Consider the following 16,058-nt stretch of genomic DNA (forward strand, 5'->3'; position numbering starts at 1 on the left):
CCTGAAGTTTCAGGATTGCGTGAAAGCCCCCGCTAGCGGGGGCTTTTGCATGTTCAGGGTGGCGGGGTGGCCCGGCCCCCAGATGCGCGCGGCATCGCGGGCCAGCAGCCGCGCCTCGGCCGCGTCGAGCCGGGCGCGGGCACGTGCCTCGCATCCGGTCTCGCGCAGCGCCTGCCGCCAGAGCCGCAGCAAGGACGCCGCGCTCCACGGCAGGGCGGCCGTCGCTGCCCAGTCCCGCAGCGCCGGGGGCAGGCGGTCATGCGCGTCCATCGGTGCCAGCCGGGACCGGGCGCGCAGGGTCGTTGCCAGGTTGCGGCGCATGTCAGGCGGCGCCCTTCTTCCACACCGGGAACGGATCGGCCATGCGCTTCCAGTCGCGCGGCCGGAAGTCGTTGGCGGGGACCAGCGCGGCATCCAGCGCGGCGGTGATCGCCGCCTTGTCCATGCCCGAGCCGATGAAGACCAGCTCTTGCCGGCGGTCGCCCCACGGGTCTAGCCATTTCGCTTCCAGTTCGGCCATCGCCTCGGGGTGCTTCGGCCAGCGCGCCTTCGGGACGCTTGCCCACCAGCCGCCAAGCGGGGTGATGGAGGAGACGGCGCCGGCCAGCGAGTATTCCACCGCCCAGTCTGGCCGCGTCGCCAGCCAGAAATGGCCCTTGGCGCGGATCACGCCGGGCAGGTCGCCGGTCAGCACCGCATGGACGCGGGCGGGGTCGAAGGGCTGGCGGGCGCGGTAGACGAAGGAGGAGATACCGTATTCCTCGGTTTCCGGCACATGATTGGCAAAGCCGTAAAGCTCCTTCGCCCAGAGCGGATGTTCATGGGCGCGGTCGAAATCGAAGCGGCCAGTGTCGAAGATCTGGGCGGGGTCGACCGAGGAATTGTCGGTCTCGATCAGCAGCGCATCGGGGTTGAGGGCGCGGACGATGCGGCGGGCGGCCTCTGCCCGTTCCGGCCCGGCATCGGTGATCTTGTTGAGGATCACCACATCGGCAAATTCCATCTGGTCGGTCAGCAGGTTCACCAGCGTGCGGGTGTCGGCATCGCCCAGGCTCTCACCTCGGTCGGTCAGAAAGTCGTGGCTGGCGAAGTCCTTCAGCAGGTTGATCGCGTCGACGACCGTCACCATCGTATCCAGCCGGGCGACATCGGACAGGCTGTCGCCCGCCTCGTCGCGGAAGTCGAAGGTGGCGGCGACGGGCAGCGGCTCGGCGATGCCGGTGGATTCGATCAGCAGGTAATCGAAGCGACCCTCGGCGGCGAGGCGGCGCACCTCGACCAGCAGGTCATCGCGCAGGGTGCAGCAGATGCAGCCATTGGTCATCTCGACCAGCTTCTCCTCGGTCCGCGACAAGTCGGCACCATCACGGACCAGATCGGCGTCGATGTTCACCTCGGACATGTCGTTGACGATCACGGCGACGCGGCGGCCCGAGCGGTTGTTGAGGATGTGGTTGAGCAGCGTGGTCTTGCCGGCGCCGAGGAAGCCGGACAGGACGGTCACGGGCAGGCGGGGATCGGTGCGGGTGTCGGTGGCTGAGGATATGGACATGGAAGGCTCCCGGAGATGTATCCGGGAGCTTCTAGCATGTTATGTTATAACGTAGCAAGGCGACAGCTCAGCCTGTGATCAGCCGCGCAATCTCTGCAATGCTCAGGACGATGAACAGCAGGGCCGCCCCCCCGAGCAGGGTGTTGGAGAGCCAGCCGTTGCGCCACTCTTTCGGCACGCGCGAGGAATTCAGCAGCCAGATCAGCGTGATGGCGAGGAACGGCATGAAGAAAGCCCCAAGCGCGCCATAGACCACCACAAGCCCGAAGGGGCGCCCGAACGCGAGCAGCGCCATCGGCGGGATCGTCAGCCAGAACAGGTAGAAGCGGAAGGCGGGGCTGGTCGTCAGCTCCTCCCGGCTTTCGGTGCCGCCGCGAATGTTGCGCACGAAATCGGCAAACAGCAGCGACACGCCCTGCCAGACGCCGAGGATCGAGGACATGGCGGTGGCGAAGAAGCCGACAAGGAAGATGGTGGCGACGGTGGGGCCGAAGCGGTCCGCGAGCACTTCGCGCAGGTCCAGCAGGCCGCGGTCGCCCTCGGTCAGCGCGATCTGCGCGGTGTAGAGCAGTTCGGCGCCGATGATCAGCATCGCCACCACGAAGATGCCGGTCACGGCATAGGCAACGCGGTTGTCGAGCCGCATGATCCCCATCCAGGCGGGGCTGCGCCAGCCCTTGGCATTCACCCAATAGCCATAGGCGGCCATGGTGATGGTGCCGCCGACGCCGCCGATCAGGCCAAGCGTGTAGATGGCCGAGCCTGCGGGGACGGTGGGGATCAGCCCCCTCAGCGCCGCGCCGACATTGGGCAGCACCATGATCGCCACCGCGACCACGATCACGAACATGACGCCGATCAGCAGCTTCATCACCGTCTCGAACACCTCGTAGCGGTTCAGGGCGACGAAGGCGGCGCTGACAAGGCCGGCGATCATCGCCCATGCCCAGAGCGGCAGGAAGGGGAACAGCGCGGCGAGGGGCAGGGCGGTCGCGCTCATCGCCGTGGCGCCATAGACGAAGCCCCAGATCAGGATGTAGATGCCGAAATACCAGCTGGTCCAGCGGCCGAGCGAGCGCCAGCCGTCAAGGATGGTCGAGCCGGTGGCGAGGTGGTAGCGCGCGGACCCCTCGGCCAGCGCGATCTTGACGATGCAGCCGACGACCGCCGCCCAGAGCAGCGCATAGCCAAAGCGCGAGCCGGCGATGAGGGTGGCGACAAGATCGCCCGCGCCGACGCCGGTGGCCGCCGCGACGATGCCGGGGCCGATCAGCTTCCAGTGGCCCGTGCGAGGGGGGGCGCCCGCATCAGGCGGCGCGGCTTGCGCGGTATCGGACATGACTTTCCCCTTCTGCCGGCCGGTGTGGAAAGGGAAAGCCGCGGCGGGTGGGGCGGGTTCCGCAGCGCTGACGTTTTCCAAGACACGGGAACCAGCAGCGGGCGGGGCGGTTGTGATGGCAGGTAAACTGAGGAGAAACGCAATGCCTATCCTTCTTTGGCTGCTGGGCGTTCCCGGCGTGGTGATCATCATTCTGCTGCTTATGGGCGTTTTTTGAGCCGATTCTGACGCAGTCCGTCGGCACTTAGCGTGCCGACGTGAAAAGGCCCCGGCAATCGCTGCCGGGGCCTTTCTTGTTGGGGCGGAAGCCCAAGACCCTACGAGTCTTCGGCTTATGCGTCTTCGGAATCGCTGATCTCGGCGCCGGTGGTCTGGTCGACCATCCGCATCCCGAGGCGAACCTTGCCGCGATCGTCAAAGCCCAGCAGCTTGACCTTCACTTCCTGGCCTTCGGTCAGGATTTCATTCGGGTGCTTCAGCCGCTGCTTGGCGATCTGCGAGACGTGCACGAGGCCGTCACGCTTGCCGAAGAAGTTCACGAAGGCGCCGAAATCGACCAGCTTCACGACCTTGCCGGTGTAGACCTTGCCTTCTTCCGGCTCTGCCACGATCGACCAGATCATGTCATAGGCCTTCTTGATCGAGTCGGCATTGGCCGAGGCGATCTTGATGACGCCGTCATCGTTGATGTCGACCTTGGCGCCCGACACTTCCACGATCTCGCGGATGACCTTGCCGCCGGAGCCAATGACTTCCCGGATCTTGTCGGTCGGGATGGTCATGGTCTCGATGCGCGGGGCATGGGCCGAGAATTCCTGCCGGCCGGCAGCGAGCGCCTTGGACATCTCGCCCAGGATGTGCAGTCGGCCGTCCTTGGCCTGTGCCAGCGCCTGTTCCATGATGGCGGGGGTGATGCCCGCAACCTTGATGTCCATTTGCAGCGAGGTGATGCCGGCTTCGGTGCCCGCGACCTTGAAGTCCATGTCGCCGAGGTGATCCTCGTCGCCAAGAATGTCGGTCAGCACCGCATAGCGGCCGTCATCTTCCAGGATCAGGCCCATCGCCACGCCGGCAACCGGAGCCTTCAGCGGAACGCCGGCATCCATCATCGACAGTGAACCGCCGCAGACAGAAGCCATCGAGGACGAGCCGTTGGACTCGGTGATCTCGGACACGACGCGGACGGTATAGGGGAAGTCGGTCGCGGCGGGCAGGACGGCCTGCAGCGCACGCCATGCCAGCTTGCCATGGCCGATTTCGCGGCGGCCCGGGCCAGAGACGCGGCCAACTTCGCCAACCGAGTAGGGCGGGAAGTTGTAGTGCAGCAGGAAGTTCGACCGGCTGTTGCCGTGCAGCGCGTCGATGATCTGCTCATCGTCGCCAGTGCCGAGCGTGGTGACCACGAGGCCCTGGGTTTCACCGCGGGTGAACAGCGCCGAACCGTGGGTGCGCGGCAGGATGCCAACTTCGGCCACGATCGGGCGGACAGTCTTGTTGTCGCGTCCGTCGATACGGGCGCCACCGTTGATGATGTCACCGCGCAGGATCGAGGATTCGAGCTTCTTGAACGCCGAACCGAGGTTGGCGTTGGCAAGCTCTTCTTCCGACAGCGCGGCCTTGGCGGCAGTGCGGGCGGCGTCGATGGCGGTGGTCCGCTCTTGCTTGTCCTTGATCGCGAAGGCGGCGCGCATCTGGGTTTCGGCCGCAGCCTTCACCTTGGCATAAAGCGCCGAATAGTCCGGAGCCTGGAAGTCGAAGGGCTCTTTCGCGCTGTCTTCGGCGAAGTCGATGATCAGGTCGATCACCGGCTGCATCGCGTCATGGCCGAACTTGACCGCGCCCAGCATTTCCTCTTCCGACAGCTCGTAGGCTTCGGATTCGACCATCATCACGGCGTCCTTGGTGCCGGCGACAACCAGATCGAGCCGCTGCTCGGGGTTGCCCCGCAGCTTGTCCATGTCCTGCACTTCAGGGTTCAGGACATAGGCGCCATGGGCGAAGCCGACGCGCGCAGCGCCGATCGGGCCCATGAACGGCACGCCGGAAATGGTCAGCGCCGCTGAGGTGGCGATCATCGCGACCATGTCGGGATCGTTGACCAGATCGTGCGACAGCACGGTGCACATCACCAGCACTTCATGCTTGAAGCCGGGGACGAACAGCGGGCGGATCGGACGGTCGATCAGGCGCGCGGTGAGGGTTTCCTTTTCGGAAGGACGCGCCTCGCGCTTGAAGAAGCCGCCCGGGATCTTGCCGGCGGCGTAGTATTTTTCCTGGTAGTGAACCGTGAGCGGGAAGAAGTCCTGGCCCGGCTTCGGTTCCTTGGCAAAGGTCACGTTCGCCATGACGCTGGTTTCGCCCAGCGTGGCGACGACCGAACCGTCAGCCTGACGCGCGATCTTGCCGGTTTCCAGCGTGAGCGTTTCATTGCCCCACTGGATGGATTTCCTGATAACGTTGAACATTCAATTTCCTCTTGGGAGCGCTGCCGGCCCCTGCCGGGTCTCCCGATGTCTGGCGGCCCCATTGCCGCCGCCCCTATCCTTTGCATGTGCCCGGGGCCAAGGGCGTCACGTCGCAGATAGCGCGGGCCCTACAGGAAAATGGCCCGGATTGGAAGCGGGGAGTTTGCGCGGCCCGCCGGCGATGGCCAATGTCCGCAGGGCCGGAGCTGCGCGGGCCCAAACGCAAAACGCCCGCACCTTCCGGCGCGGGCGTCGTGTCGTACCTCTGGGATCGCGGTTAGCGACGCAGGCCCAGACGCTCGATCAGCGACTGGTAGCGGGCTTGGTCCTTGCCCTTGACGTAGTCCAGCAGCTTGCGGCGCTGAGCCACCATCATCAGAAGGCCACGACGCGAGTGGTTGTCCTTCTTGTGGGTCTTGAAATGCTCGGTCAGCGTGGCGATGCGTGAGGTCAGGATCGCGACCTGAACTTCGGGCGAGCCGGTATCGCCGGGCTTGGTGGCGAATTCGCTGACAAGGCGGTTCTTTTCTTCGACGGTGATCGACATCGGGATCTCCTGTTACGGAAGGGTTATGGCGCAGGCCGGGATGTCGTCCAGCAAGGCCCTTGGAGGCTGACCGCCAAGCGTGGCGGATGCGCGCGTATAGGGGAATTGCGCCCGAAAGGGAAGCGGGTTCTGCAGGGGGGCGGTTGGCGATCAGGCCGCCAGCGCGCCGCCACCCGGAAGGCCGTTTTGCAGAATCTCGGGCGTGCCGATCAGCAGGATGTCATCTGCGGTCAAGCCCGCGGCGCCGGTCACCTCGGCGATGCGGATGCCGTCGATCAGCACATGGGCGGTGCCACCTTCGGTTTCCACCGTTACATCGGGGTCGGGATGGGCCCCCGGGTCGTAGGCCAGCACGATCTGGTCTTCGGCCGGGTCATAATCGGCGATCACCGCCACTGCCTCGCCGCCCATCAGCCAGTCGCCCAGAACGAAGGTGTCGGCATCCTCGCCGCCCGAACCGATATCGCCCGCGCCAAGGATCAGCGTGTCCTCGCCGCGCCCGCCGTTGAGGTAGTCGGCATCCTCGGCGGAATCGTCGGCCGGGTTGGCGGGGATGCCGACCAGCGTATCGTTGCCGTCATTGCCATAGAGCGTGTCGCGCCCGGCGCCGCCGTCAAGCCAGTCATCGCCGAGGCCGCCTTCGAGGCTGTCATCGCCGGCCTCACCGCGCAGGATGTCATCGCCCTCGCCGCCGATCAGATGGTCATCGCCCTCGCCGCCCAGCAGGATGTCGTCACCCTCATGGCCGGCAAGCAGATCATCGCCCGCCTCGCCCAGCAGAAGGTCATCGCCTGCCTGGCCGTGCAGGCTGTCATCGCCCTCGCCGCCCAGCAGGGTATCGTCGCCCTCGGCGCCGTGCAGATCGTCGTCACCCCTGCCGCCGACCAGCAGGTCATCGCCCGCGCCGCCGTGCATCTGGTCGTCGCCGTCCAGCCCTTGCAGCGTGTCATCGCCCGCGCCGCCCGCGATGATGTCATCCTCCGGACCGCCGGAAAGGTCCTGCCGGGGGGCGGCGCCGGTGACTTCTGGTTCGGCGTCGTCCGTGTCTGGCGTGTCGTGGTCGCCGGTTTCCGGCTCCACCTCTGGCTCAGTCCCCGGCTCGGCCTCATCCGGCAGGTCGTCTTCCCAACCGGTTTCCTCGCCGGCCTCTGGCGCGTCGTCCCACTCATCCCACAGATCGCCGAGGCTCTCGTCCTCGTCATCCCCGCTACCCTCCGGCTCGGGGGTCTGTTCGTCGTCGTCTTCATCGTTCCGCGAGAGAAACGAAAAATCCATCATCGACCCGGCCACCATCAGGCCGAGCAGTCCCGTCAGCATAAGCATGACGCCCACCCCGTTCCTTGCGCCCCGAGGCACTGCCCCGAGGCCCCACTTCACCCGGGACCAGCGAACGCGATTCGGCTTTCCGAAAGGACAACGCCGTTAACCATTGGGCGCGATTCCCGGGAGGATCAGAGGTTGAACACGCGGCTGGGATGCAGCTCGCCGGCCTTGTAGATGCCCACAGCGACCGGCTGGCCCTCATGGCTGGCCCAGGCTTCGTCGCCATAATCCACGCCCGACGCAATCACCATGCCGGGGTTGCCGTTCCGCAGCCGCACGGCGCCCTCGTCGGTGGCGCGCAGTTCGGGCAGATCGGCCAACCCGATCTGCAGCGGCAGCAGATGCGCGTCGAGCTCCGGCGTCTGCGCCAGTTCCTCGATCCGCTCGAGGCTCAGGCCATCCTCGGCATCGAACGGGCCCGACCAGGTGCGCCGCAGCACCAGCACATGGCCAAGGCAGCCCAAAGCCTGTCCCAGATCGCGGGCGATGGAGCGGACATAGCCGCCCTTGCCGCAGACCATTTCCAGCTCGACATGGTCGGCATCGGGGCGAGAGATGAACTCGAGGCTCTCCACCCACAGCGGGCGGGCGGCAAGCTCCATTTCCTCGCCGTCACGGGCCAGCGCATAGGCGCGCATCCCATCGACCTTCACGGCGGAAAACTGCGGCGGCACCTGCATCGTCTCGCCCACGAAGGCGGGCAGGGCGGCGCGGATATGGTCATCCGTGGGGCGGAGGTCCGAAGTGGCGATGACCTCGCCCTCGGCATCGTCGGTGTTGGTGGCAGCGCCCAGCCGCACGGTGAAGCGGTAGCATTTCAGCGCGTCGGTGATGTAGGGCACGGTCTTGGTCGCCTCGCCCAAGGCCACCGCCAGAACGCCGGTCGCGGCCGGGTCGAGCGTGCCGGCATGGCCGGCCTTCGCGGCGCCAAAGGCCCAGCGGACCTTGTTCACGACGGAGGTCGAGGTGATGCCGGCGGGCTTGTCCACCACCAGCCAGCCATTGACGGCCCGGCCTTTCCTGCGTCCCATGATCAGATCCCCTTTGCGGCAAGCCGCGACTGCTAGCGGCGCGGGCCGCTTTCGTCAATCGGCCAGCAGCCCGACGATCGGCCCCATCGGGCGGCCGCCCTGATCGCGGCCAAGTTCCGGCGCGTAGATCCGCGAGATGCTGCCATCGAGATAGAGCGCCTCAGGCGTGTCCAGCACATCGCGGAAGAAGCGGCCGAAGCTGTGAAAGGTCACCGGGCCTTGCGAGAGGGCGAAGCGCGCGGTCTGGCCATCGGCGCTGACGCCGACGCCGTTGCGGATGTAGGTCGAGTCGGAATCCACCAGGAACCGAGGATGCAACTCGCCGTCGATCACCAGCATCGGGCCGGATTGGGTGGCGTGGGTGCAGGCGGGCGGAGCGGCGAGGAAGGTCTTGGTTTCCAGCACCGCGAAGCGGCCGGGCAGGATGCAGAAGATGCCGTTCGGCAGCAGCCCGAAATTGCCGCCGCCGCCGGCGGTGACGGCGTCGGAGAGCGTCTCGCCATTCTCGATATGCAGGCCCACCGCGCTGCGGTCGGCATGATACATCCCGGCGTTCATCGCAAAGACGACGTCGCGGCCCTCGGCGGCAGCAAGGTCGCGCAGCCGTTCGAAGCTGCCGACGGGGCGGCCATCGGGCGCGGTCAGCCACAGCCGCAGATCGGCGCCGGCGGGCACGTCGCAGACTGTGTAGCCCACGCCCTCGAAGGTGGTGTCCGTGCAGGTCTGGGCGGCAGATTGGGCTGGGGCCATGCCGCCGCCCGTCAGCAGCAGCGCAAGGGCCAGCGCCTTACGCTTCCGCGTCATCGTCCGGTTGCGCGATGTCGCGCTGCACGGTTTCATCGGCGAACAGGCGGCGGGTTTCGTCCATGCGGTCGAAGGTTTCGTCCAGCACGAAGCGCAGCTGGGGCGTGAACTTCAGTGTCATGTTCTTGGAAATCAGGTGCCGCAGCTCGCCGGTATTGCGACGCAGCGCCGCCAGCGCCTCATCGGCGAACTTGCCGCCAAGGGGCAGCACATAGGCGGTGGCAACCTTCAGGTCCGTGGACATCCGCACCTCGCCCACGGTGATCGAGATCCGCTCCAGGTCCGGGTCATGCACGTCGCGGCGTGCCAGAACGTCCGACAGGTTGCGGCGGATCAGCTCGCCGACGCGAAGCTGGCGCTGCTTGGGGCCTGCGCCCTGGGAAGTGCTCTTGGATGCCATTCCCCGCATGTAGGGCATGAATGCCGCCCCCGCAACGGGGTTTGGGCGCAACGGGCTTTGCCAAGCAGGCGCGCGCGCGGTAACTGGGGGGCGAAAGACAAGGAGAGTGCCATGACATATCTGCCGGGTATCGTCGTCACCGGAGCCTCGGGCCGGATGGGCCGGATGCTGATCGCCGCGGTGGCCGCGTCCGGCAAGGCCCGGCTGGTCGGCGCGCTGGAGCGCGAGGCGCACCCCTGGGTCGGGCAGGATGCCGGCGTGGCGATGGGCGGCGCGCCTTTGGGGGTGCTGGTGACGGATGATCCGCTGGAGGTGTTCGCCAAGGCGCAGGCGGTGATCGACTTCACCGCGCCCGACGCGACGGTGGCATTCTCGGTGCTGGCCGCGCAGGCCCGCGCCGTGCATGTGATCGGCACCACCGGGCTGGAGCCGGCGCATCTGGCGAAGATCGCGGCAGCCGCGCGCCATGCGGTGATCGTGCGGGCGGGGAACATGAGCCTTGGGGTCAACCTGCTGACGCAGCTGACGCAGCGGGTGGCGGCGGCGCTGGATGCGGACTGGGATATCGAGATCGTCGAGGCGCATCACAACCGCAAGGTGGATGCCCCCTCGGGCACGGCGCTGATGCTGGGCGAGGCGGCGGCGGCGGGGCGCGGCGTCGATCTGGCCGCCGTGTCGGACCGGGGCCGCGACGGCATCACCGGGGCGCGCGAGCGCGGCCATATCGGCTTTGCCGCGATCCGGGGCGGCGATGTCGTTGGCGAGCATGACGTGATCTTTGCCGCGGCGGGCGAGCGGATCGTGCTGCGCCACATCGCCACCGACCGCGCCATCTTTGCCCGCGGCGCGCTGACGGCGGCGCTGTGGGGCCAGGATCGCATCCCCGGCGAATATGACATGCTCGACGTGCTGGGGATCTGATCCGCTTCAGAAGTCGATGGCGATGCCCTTCTTCTCCCAGTCGCCATAGCGCACCGGCTCTGGCCCGTCCCGCCCGCCAAGCTCGGGGGGAAGGGCGGGGCCGGTGGCGGCACGGCGGCGCTCCTCGGCCTCGGCCAGGGCACGAAGGGCGGCGGGCGGCAGTTGGGGTGCGTCGGTCATGGCGGGTTCCTTGTATCGTCGCACCCTGTGATATACGCGGGCCGACGATGGGAACAAGGTTCCCGCAGATTTCAGGGGGCGCAGCGCGCATGAGCAAGGACGCACATTCGGCCCGCATGGCCGCGGCGGATCTGGTGGCGGCAGTCACGGGCGAGGGGCAGCTGTTGTCCGACGCGCTGGGGCAGGGCGCGCTGACGGCGCTGGCCCCGGCCGACCGCGCCCGTGCGCAACGGCTGGCGACCGAGACGCTGCGGCAGATGCCGCGCGCCGATGCGGTGCTGAAACCCTTCCTGCGCCGGTCTCCCCCGGCCCCGGTGCTGGCCGTGCTGCGCATCGCCACGGTCGAGATGCTGGCGCTTGGCGCCGCGCCGCATGGCGTGGTGGGCGCGGCTGTGGATACACTGCGCGCCGGCGGGATAAGGACCGACAGCTTCGCCAGCCTTGGCAATGCCGTGCTGCGCAAGGTCGCGGCGACCGATCCGGCGGTGTGGGCCACGCTGCCGGTGCCGGAGCTGCCAAGCTGGCTGCGCGGGCGGCTGATGTCGGCCTGGGGCAAACCCGCCACCCGCGCGATGGAGGCGGCGCATCTGGCCGGCGCCCCGCTGGACCTGACGCCGAAGGATGGCGATGCAGAAGCTCTGGCGACGCAGCTGGGGGGCGAGGCCTTGCCGGGCGGTTCCGTGCGGCTGACGGTGCCGGGGCAGGTCAGCGAACTGGGCGGCTATGCCAGCGGCGACTGGTGGGTGCAGGATGCGGCGGCGGCAATGCCGGCGCGGCTGCTGGCGGCGCAGCCGGGCGAGCGGGTGGCCGACCTCTGCGCCGCGCCGGGCGGCAAGACGCTGCAGCTGGCGGCGGCGGGGGCCGAGGTTACCGCGCTGGATATCTCGCAAGGCCGCATGGACCGGGTGGCCGAGAACCTAGGCCGCTGCGGGCTGGCGGCAAACCTTGTGGTCGCCGACGCGCTCGACTGGCAGCCAGAGGCGCTGCTGGATGCGGTGCTGCTCGACGCGCCCTGTTCGGCGACCGGCACCATCCGCCGCCACCCCGACCTGCCCCATGCCAAGGGCGGCTACGGGCTGCGCGAGCTGTTCGCGTTGCAGGCGCAGATGCTGGACCATGCGCTGACGCTGCTGCGGCCCGGCGGGAGGCTGGTGTTCTGCACCTGCTCGCTGCTGCCCGAGGAAGGCGAGCAACAGATCGCCCATCTGCGCGACCGGCACCCCGATCTGCTGGCCGACGTTGCGGCAACCGACCTGCCCTGGATCGCGCCGGAATGGCGGGCCGGGGACGGGATGCTGCGCCTGCGCCCCGATTTCTGGGCAGATCGGGGCGGGATCGACGGGTTCTTCATCGCCTGCCTGCGCCTGCCGGGCTGAGTTCGGAAGCCTCCGGCGGGGATATTTTGACCAGCAAGAAATCCCTGCTTCTTGCTGGAAAAATATCCTCGGGGGGTCCGGGGGGCAGACGGCCCCCCGGCTTCGGGCTCCGCGGCAATCCCGGGCTTTAGGCGGTGACAGCGGCGCTCGCCGTGGCTATGGTTCCCCCCGAGCAGTCCCCGAAAAAACCCGCGGAACCCCACGCGAATCCCCATGACCCAAGGCACGGCAGGCGCGATCCAACCCGAAGGCTGGACTGCCCGGCGCATCGCCCTGATGCACCGGTTGGCGGCGCGCCTTGCCACGCAGGCGCGCCCTGCGACCGGCTTTGTCAGCCAGCCCGAGCCCAAGACCATCGGCTCCTTCGCCCGTGGCAAGCAGCTTTGCGCCGGCAACTTCCTGTTCGCGGGCTATCTGGTCGAGGCGAAAGATCGCCCACTGTGGGACCTGCCGATGCCCGCCCCGGCCTTCGAGGAGGCGCTGCACGGCTTCGCCTGGCTCGATGATCTGGCCGCCGTGGCCGATGGTCCGGCCCGCGCCCGGGCGCAGGCCTGGACCTGGGACTGGATCACCCGTTTCGGCCGTGGCCGCGGGCCGGGCTGGACACCGGACCTGACCGGGCGGCGGCTGATCCGCTGGATCAACCATGCGCTCTTCCTGCTGAACGGGCGTGAGAGGGCCGAGGCGGATGCCTATTTCCGCAGCCTTGGCCAGCAGACCATCTTCCTGGCCCGCCGCTGGCACACGGCCCGCCCGGGCCTGCCCCGGTTCGAGGCGCTGACCGGGCTGATCTATGCCGGCCTGTCGCTGACGGGGATGGAGCGGCATGTGGGGCCCGCGGCCAATGCGCTCGCCAAGGAATGCGCGCACCAGATCGATGCACAGGGCGGCATCCCGACACGAAACCCCGAGGAACTGCTCGAGGTCTTCACCCTGCTGACCTGGGCGGCGGCGGCGCTGGCCGAGGCGGGGCGCAGCCCGCAGCCCGCGCATCTGCAGGCCATTGAGCGGATCGCGCCGACGCTGCGGGCGCTGCGCCATTCCGATGGCGGGCTGGCGCGCTTCCACGGCGGCGGGCGCGGCACCGAAGGGCGGCTCGATCAGGCGCTGGCCTCGGCGGGGGTGCGGGCGGTTCCGGCGACGGGTCCGTCGATGGGCTATATCCGACTGGCGGCTGGCCGCAGCACGGTGATCGTCGATGCCGCGCGGCCTCCGGTGGGGGCGGCGTCCTCCAATGCCCATGCCTCGACCCTGGCCTTCGAGCTGACCTCGGGCCGCCGTCCGCTGGTGGTGAATTGCGGATCTGGCGCGGGTTTTGGCCCCGACTGGCACCGCGCCGGGCGGGCGACGCCCAGCCATTCGACTTTGGGGATCGAGGGCTTCTCCTCGGCTCGGCTGGGGACGGACGGTCTGGTGCTGAAGGGCGGCCGCCGCCTGCTGGGCGATGCGCCGGGCGAGGTGCGGGTGGATCTGGAGCATGGCGAGGATGGCATCCGCCTGATCGCCGGCCATGACGGTTATGCCCCGACCCACGGCATGACCCATGTGCGGGAACTGCTGCTGGACACCAGTGGCCGGGTTCTGCGCGGCGAGGATACGCTGGGGGCGCTGACCTCGGCGCATCGGCGGCGGTTCGATGTGCTGATGGACCGCACCGGGCTGCAGGGCATCCCCTTCGACATCCGCTTCCATCTGCATCCCGATGTGGATGCGGCGCTGGACATGGGCGGCACCGCGGTGTCGATGGCGCTGAAAAGTGGTGAGATCTGGGTGTTCCGTCACGACGGCACCGGTGCGCTGCGACTGGAGCCTTCGGTCTATCTGGAGCGGGGGCGGCTGAAGCCGCGCGCCACCCGGCAGATCGTTCTGTCTGCGCGGGTTATGGACTATGCCTGCCAGATCGGCTGGACCTTGGCGAAGGCACAAGATACCCCCGCCGCCATCCGCGATCTGGAACGCGACGACACGACCCATTTCTGACCATTTCTGAAGGACGCTTGCCTTGACCGATCTTGTTGCCCTGCGCCGTGCGCTGATTTCCGTTTCCGACAAGACCTGCGTGGTGGAGTTTGCCCGGGCGCTGGCGGCGCGGGGGGTGGAACTGCTGTCCACGGGGGGCACCTCGGCGCTGCTGCGCGAGGCGGGGCTGACCGTGCGCGACGTGGCCGATGTGACAGGCTTCCCCGAGATGATGGATGGCCGGGTCAAGACGCTGCATCCAGCGGTGCATGGCGGGCTGCTGGCGCTGCGGGGCAATGCCGAACATCAGGCGGCGATGGCCGATCACGGGATCGACCCGATCGACCTGCTGGTGGTCAACCTCTATCCGTTCGAGGCGACGGTGGCCAAGGGCGCCGACTATGACACCTGCATCGAGAATATCGACATCGGCGGCCCGGCGATGATCCGGGCGGCGGCGAAGAACCATCTGTTCGTGAACGTGGTGGTGGATGTCGAGGATTACGCCGCGCTGCTGGCCGAGCTGGACGCCCACGACGACCGCACCAGCCTGGCCTTCCGGCAGCGGCTGGCGCAGGCGGCCTATGCCCGCACCGCGGCCTATGACGCAGCGGTCAGCACGTGGATGGCGGCGGCGATTGGCGAGGGCGCTCCGCGCCGCCGCGCCTTTGCCGGAACGCTGGCGCAGACGCTGCGCTATGGCGAGAACCCGCATCAGTCCGCCGCCTTCTACACCGATGGCAGCGGCCGGGCCGGGGTGGCGACCGCCAAGCAGTGGCAGGGCAAGGAGCTGTCCTACAACAACATCAATGACACCGATGCCGCGTTCGAACTGGTGGCGGAGTTTGGTGGCGAGGCGCCCGCCTGCGCGATCATCAAGCATGCCAATCCCTGCGGCGTGGCGACCGGCGCGACGCTGCTGGAAGCCTATACCCGCGCCTATGATTGCGACCGCACCTCGGCCTTTGGCGGGATCGTCGCACTGAACCGGCCGCTGGATGCGGCGACGGCGGAAGAGATTGCCAAGATCTTCACCGAGGTGGTGATCGCCCCCGGCGCGGATGCGGCGGCGATGCAGGTGTTTGCCGCCAAGAAGAACCTGCGGCTGCTGACGACGGACGCGTTGCCCGATCCGGCGGCGCCGATCCTGACCTTCCGGCAGGTGGGCGGCGGGTTCCTGGTGCAGGGCAAGGACAATGGCCGGATTGCGATGCCCGACCTGAAGGTGGTGACCAAGCGCGCGCCGACCGAGGCGGAACTGGCCGACATGCTGTTCGCCTGGCGGGTGGCCAAGCACGTGAAGTCGAACGCCATCGTCTATGTGAAGGACGGGGCCACGGTCGGCGTGGGCGCAGGGCAGATGAGCCGCGTCGATTCGACCCGCATCGCTGCCCGCAAGGCCGAGGACATGGCCGAGGCGCTTGGGCTGGCGGAACCGCTGACCCGCGGTTGCGTGGCGGCCTCGGATGCGTTCTTCCCCTTCGCCGATGGCGTGGAAGTGCTGGCCGACGTCGGCGCCACGGCAGTGATCCAGCCCGGCGGGTCGATGCGCGATGCCGAGGTGATCGCCGCCGCCGATGCCGCGGGGCTGGCGATGGTGTTCACCTCCATGCGCCATTTCCGGCACTGAGGGGCAAGGGCATGACACAGGCCAAGACCAAGTCGATGCGGGCGGTGATCTGGACGGCGGCGGTGATCTTCGTGCTGGACCAGCTGTCGAAATACATCGTCGTCCACATGATGCAGCTGGACCGCAAGATGCAGATCGACGTGCTGCCGCCCTGGCTGCAGTTCCGGATGGCGTGGAATCAGGGCATCAACTTCGGCCTGTTCTCCAACTCGGCCGAGACGATGCGATGGGTGCTGATCGCGCTTGCGCTCGCGATCTCCACCTGGGTCTGGCTGTGGATGCGGCGCGAGGCGCAACCTATCCGCGCCCGCATCGCCTCGGGCCTGCTGATCGGCGGCGCGCTTGGCAATGTGCTGGACCGGGTGCTGTATGGCGCGGTGGCCGACTTCCTGAACATGAGCGTGCCGGGCATCGCCAACCCGTTCTCGTTCAACGTGGCCGATATTGCGATCTTTGCCGGCGCGATCGGGCTTGTGCTCTTTGCCGGCGACGGCAAGGATACGGCAAAGGCGGGCCGCACGCAGGGCTGAA

Annotated in this window: 16 protein-coding genes; 6 read left to right on the forward strand and 10 right to left on the reverse strand. The window is 68.0% G+C overall.

The features are described from left to right. Positions 1 to 9: 9 nt before the first annotated feature. The 3 genes from GVY41_RS11430 to GVY41_RS11440 form a co-directional block, all read right to left on the reverse strand. Complete coding sequence (locus GVY41_RS11430) at positions 10 to 321, reverse strand: DUF6525 family protein (RefSeq protein WP_161346533.1); 312 nt, start codon at positions 319 to 321, stop codon at positions 10 to 12. 1 nt (position 322) lies between these two features. Continuing rightward, a complete protein-coding gene (locus tag GVY41_RS11435) occupies positions 323 to 1,552 on the reverse strand; it encodes a GTP-binding protein (RefSeq protein WP_161346535.1) in 1,230 nt (409 codons plus the stop codon). 67 nt (positions 1,553 to 1,619) lie between these two features. Next, positions 1,620 to 2,891 (reverse strand): Nramp family divalent metal transporter, encoded by a 1,272-nt coding sequence (locus tag GVY41_RS11440; protein WP_161346537.1) that lies wholly within the window; start codon positions 2,889 to 2,891, stop codon positions 1,620 to 1,622. On the opposite strand from GVY41_RS11440, the gene GVY41_RS11445 reads away from it, so the two are divergent. Then, complete coding sequence (locus tag GVY41_RS11445) at positions 2,890 to 3,108, forward strand: hypothetical protein (protein ID WP_161346539.1); 219 nt, start codon at positions 2,890 to 2,892, stop codon at positions 3,106 to 3,108. The genes GVY41_RS11440 and GVY41_RS11445 overlap by 2 nt on opposite strands. A gap of 115 nt (positions 3,109 to 3,223) precedes the next feature. Here the strand turns inward: GVY41_RS11445 and pnp are convergent, their stop codons facing one another. The 6 genes from pnp to rbfA all read right to left on the reverse strand — a co-directional run bounded on the left by pnp (position 3,224) and on the right by rbfA (position 9,461). Further along, positions 3,224 to 5,356, reverse strand: coding sequence for a polyribonucleotide nucleotidyltransferase (pnp, locus tag GVY41_RS11450; protein WP_161346541.1), 2,133 nt, complete (start codon positions 5,354 to 5,356; stop codon positions 3,224 to 3,226). 277 nt (positions 5,357 to 5,633) lie between these two features. Further along, complete coding sequence (rpsO, locus tag GVY41_RS11455; protein ID WP_161346543.1) at positions 5,634 to 5,903, reverse strand: 30S ribosomal protein S15; 270 nt, start codon at positions 5,901 to 5,903, stop codon at positions 5,634 to 5,636. A gap of 150 nt (positions 5,904 to 6,053) precedes the next feature. Then, positions 6,054 to 7,226, reverse strand: a complete 1,173-nt coding sequence (locus GVY41_RS11460) for a calcium-binding protein (protein WP_229726027.1) — start codon at positions 7,224 to 7,226, stop codon at positions 6,054 to 6,056. Between the two features lie 128 nt (positions 7,227 to 7,354). Then, positions 7,355 to 8,257 carry a tRNA pseudouridine(55) synthase TruB gene (gene truB, locus GVY41_RS11465; RefSeq protein ID WP_161346545.1) on the reverse strand — a complete coding sequence of 301 codons (903 nt, stop codon included), beginning with the start codon at positions 8,255 to 8,257 and terminating at the stop codon, positions 7,355 to 7,357. A 54-nt stretch (positions 8,258 to 8,311) separates the two neighbouring features. Further along, entirely contained in the window at positions 8,312 to 9,061 is a 750-nt protein-coding gene (locus GVY41_RS11470) for a phosphodiester glycosidase family protein (protein ID WP_161346547.1), read from the reverse strand. Further along, a complete protein-coding gene (gene rbfA / locus GVY41_RS11475; protein ID WP_161346549.1) occupies positions 9,045 to 9,461 on the reverse strand; it encodes a 30S ribosome-binding factor RbfA in 417 nt (138 codons plus the stop codon). Before rbfA ends, GVY41_RS11470 begins: the two co-directional genes overlap by 17 nt. Before the next feature lie 111 nt (positions 9,462 to 9,572). Between rbfA and dapB the strand changes: the two genes are divergently transcribed. After that, complete coding sequence (gene dapB, locus GVY41_RS11480) at positions 9,573 to 10,382, forward strand: 4-hydroxy-tetrahydrodipicolinate reductase (RefSeq protein ID WP_161346551.1); 810 nt, start codon at positions 9,573 to 9,575, stop codon at positions 10,380 to 10,382. Between the two features lie 6 nt (positions 10,383 to 10,388). Here dapB and GVY41_RS11485 read toward each other — a convergent pair whose 3' ends face one another. Continuing rightward, positions 10,389 to 10,562 carry a DUF1674 domain-containing protein gene (locus GVY41_RS11485; RefSeq protein ID WP_161346553.1) on the reverse strand — a complete coding sequence of 58 codons (174 nt, stop codon included), beginning with the start codon at positions 10,560 to 10,562 and terminating at the stop codon, positions 10,389 to 10,391. Between the two features lie 89 nt (positions 10,563 to 10,651). Here GVY41_RS11485 and GVY41_RS11490 point away from each other — a divergent pair, with 89 nt between their 5' ends. The 4 genes from GVY41_RS11490 to lspA all read left to right on the forward strand — a co-directional run bounded on the left by GVY41_RS11490 (position 10,652) and on the right by lspA (position 16,057). Continuing rightward, positions 10,652 to 11,938 carry an RsmB/NOP family class I SAM-dependent RNA methyltransferase gene (locus tag GVY41_RS11490; RefSeq protein WP_161346555.1) on the forward strand — a complete coding sequence of 429 codons (1,287 nt, stop codon included), beginning with the start codon at positions 10,652 to 10,654 and terminating at the stop codon, positions 11,936 to 11,938. Positions 11,939 to 12,214: 276 nt separating this feature from the next. Next, the gene (locus GVY41_RS11495; RefSeq protein ID WP_161346643.1) at positions 12,215 to 13,918 is read left to right on the forward strand and encodes a heparinase II/III family protein; all 1,704 of its coding nucleotides are present in this window, start codon (positions 12,215 to 12,217) and stop codon (positions 13,916 to 13,918) included. Between the two features lie 22 nt (positions 13,919 to 13,940). After that, on the forward strand, positions 13,941 to 15,527 hold the full coding sequence (gene purH / locus GVY41_RS11500; protein WP_161346557.1) for a bifunctional phosphoribosylaminoimidazolecarboxamide formyltransferase/IMP cyclohydrolase: 1,587 nt from the start codon (positions 13,941 to 13,943) through the stop codon (positions 15,525 to 15,527). 11 nt (positions 15,528 to 15,538) lie between these two features. Further along, positions 15,539 to 16,057 carry a signal peptidase II gene (lspA, locus tag GVY41_RS11505; protein WP_308421084.1) on the forward strand — a complete coding sequence of 173 codons (519 nt, stop codon included), beginning with the start codon at positions 15,539 to 15,541 and terminating at the stop codon, positions 16,055 to 16,057. Position 16,058: the final 1 nt, after the last annotated feature.

Source organism: Frigidibacter albus, assembly GCF_009908165.1.
In the GTDB taxonomy this organism is placed as follows: Bacteria; Pseudomonadota; Alphaproteobacteria; order Rhodobacterales; family Rhodobacteraceae; genus Frigidibacter; species Frigidibacter albus.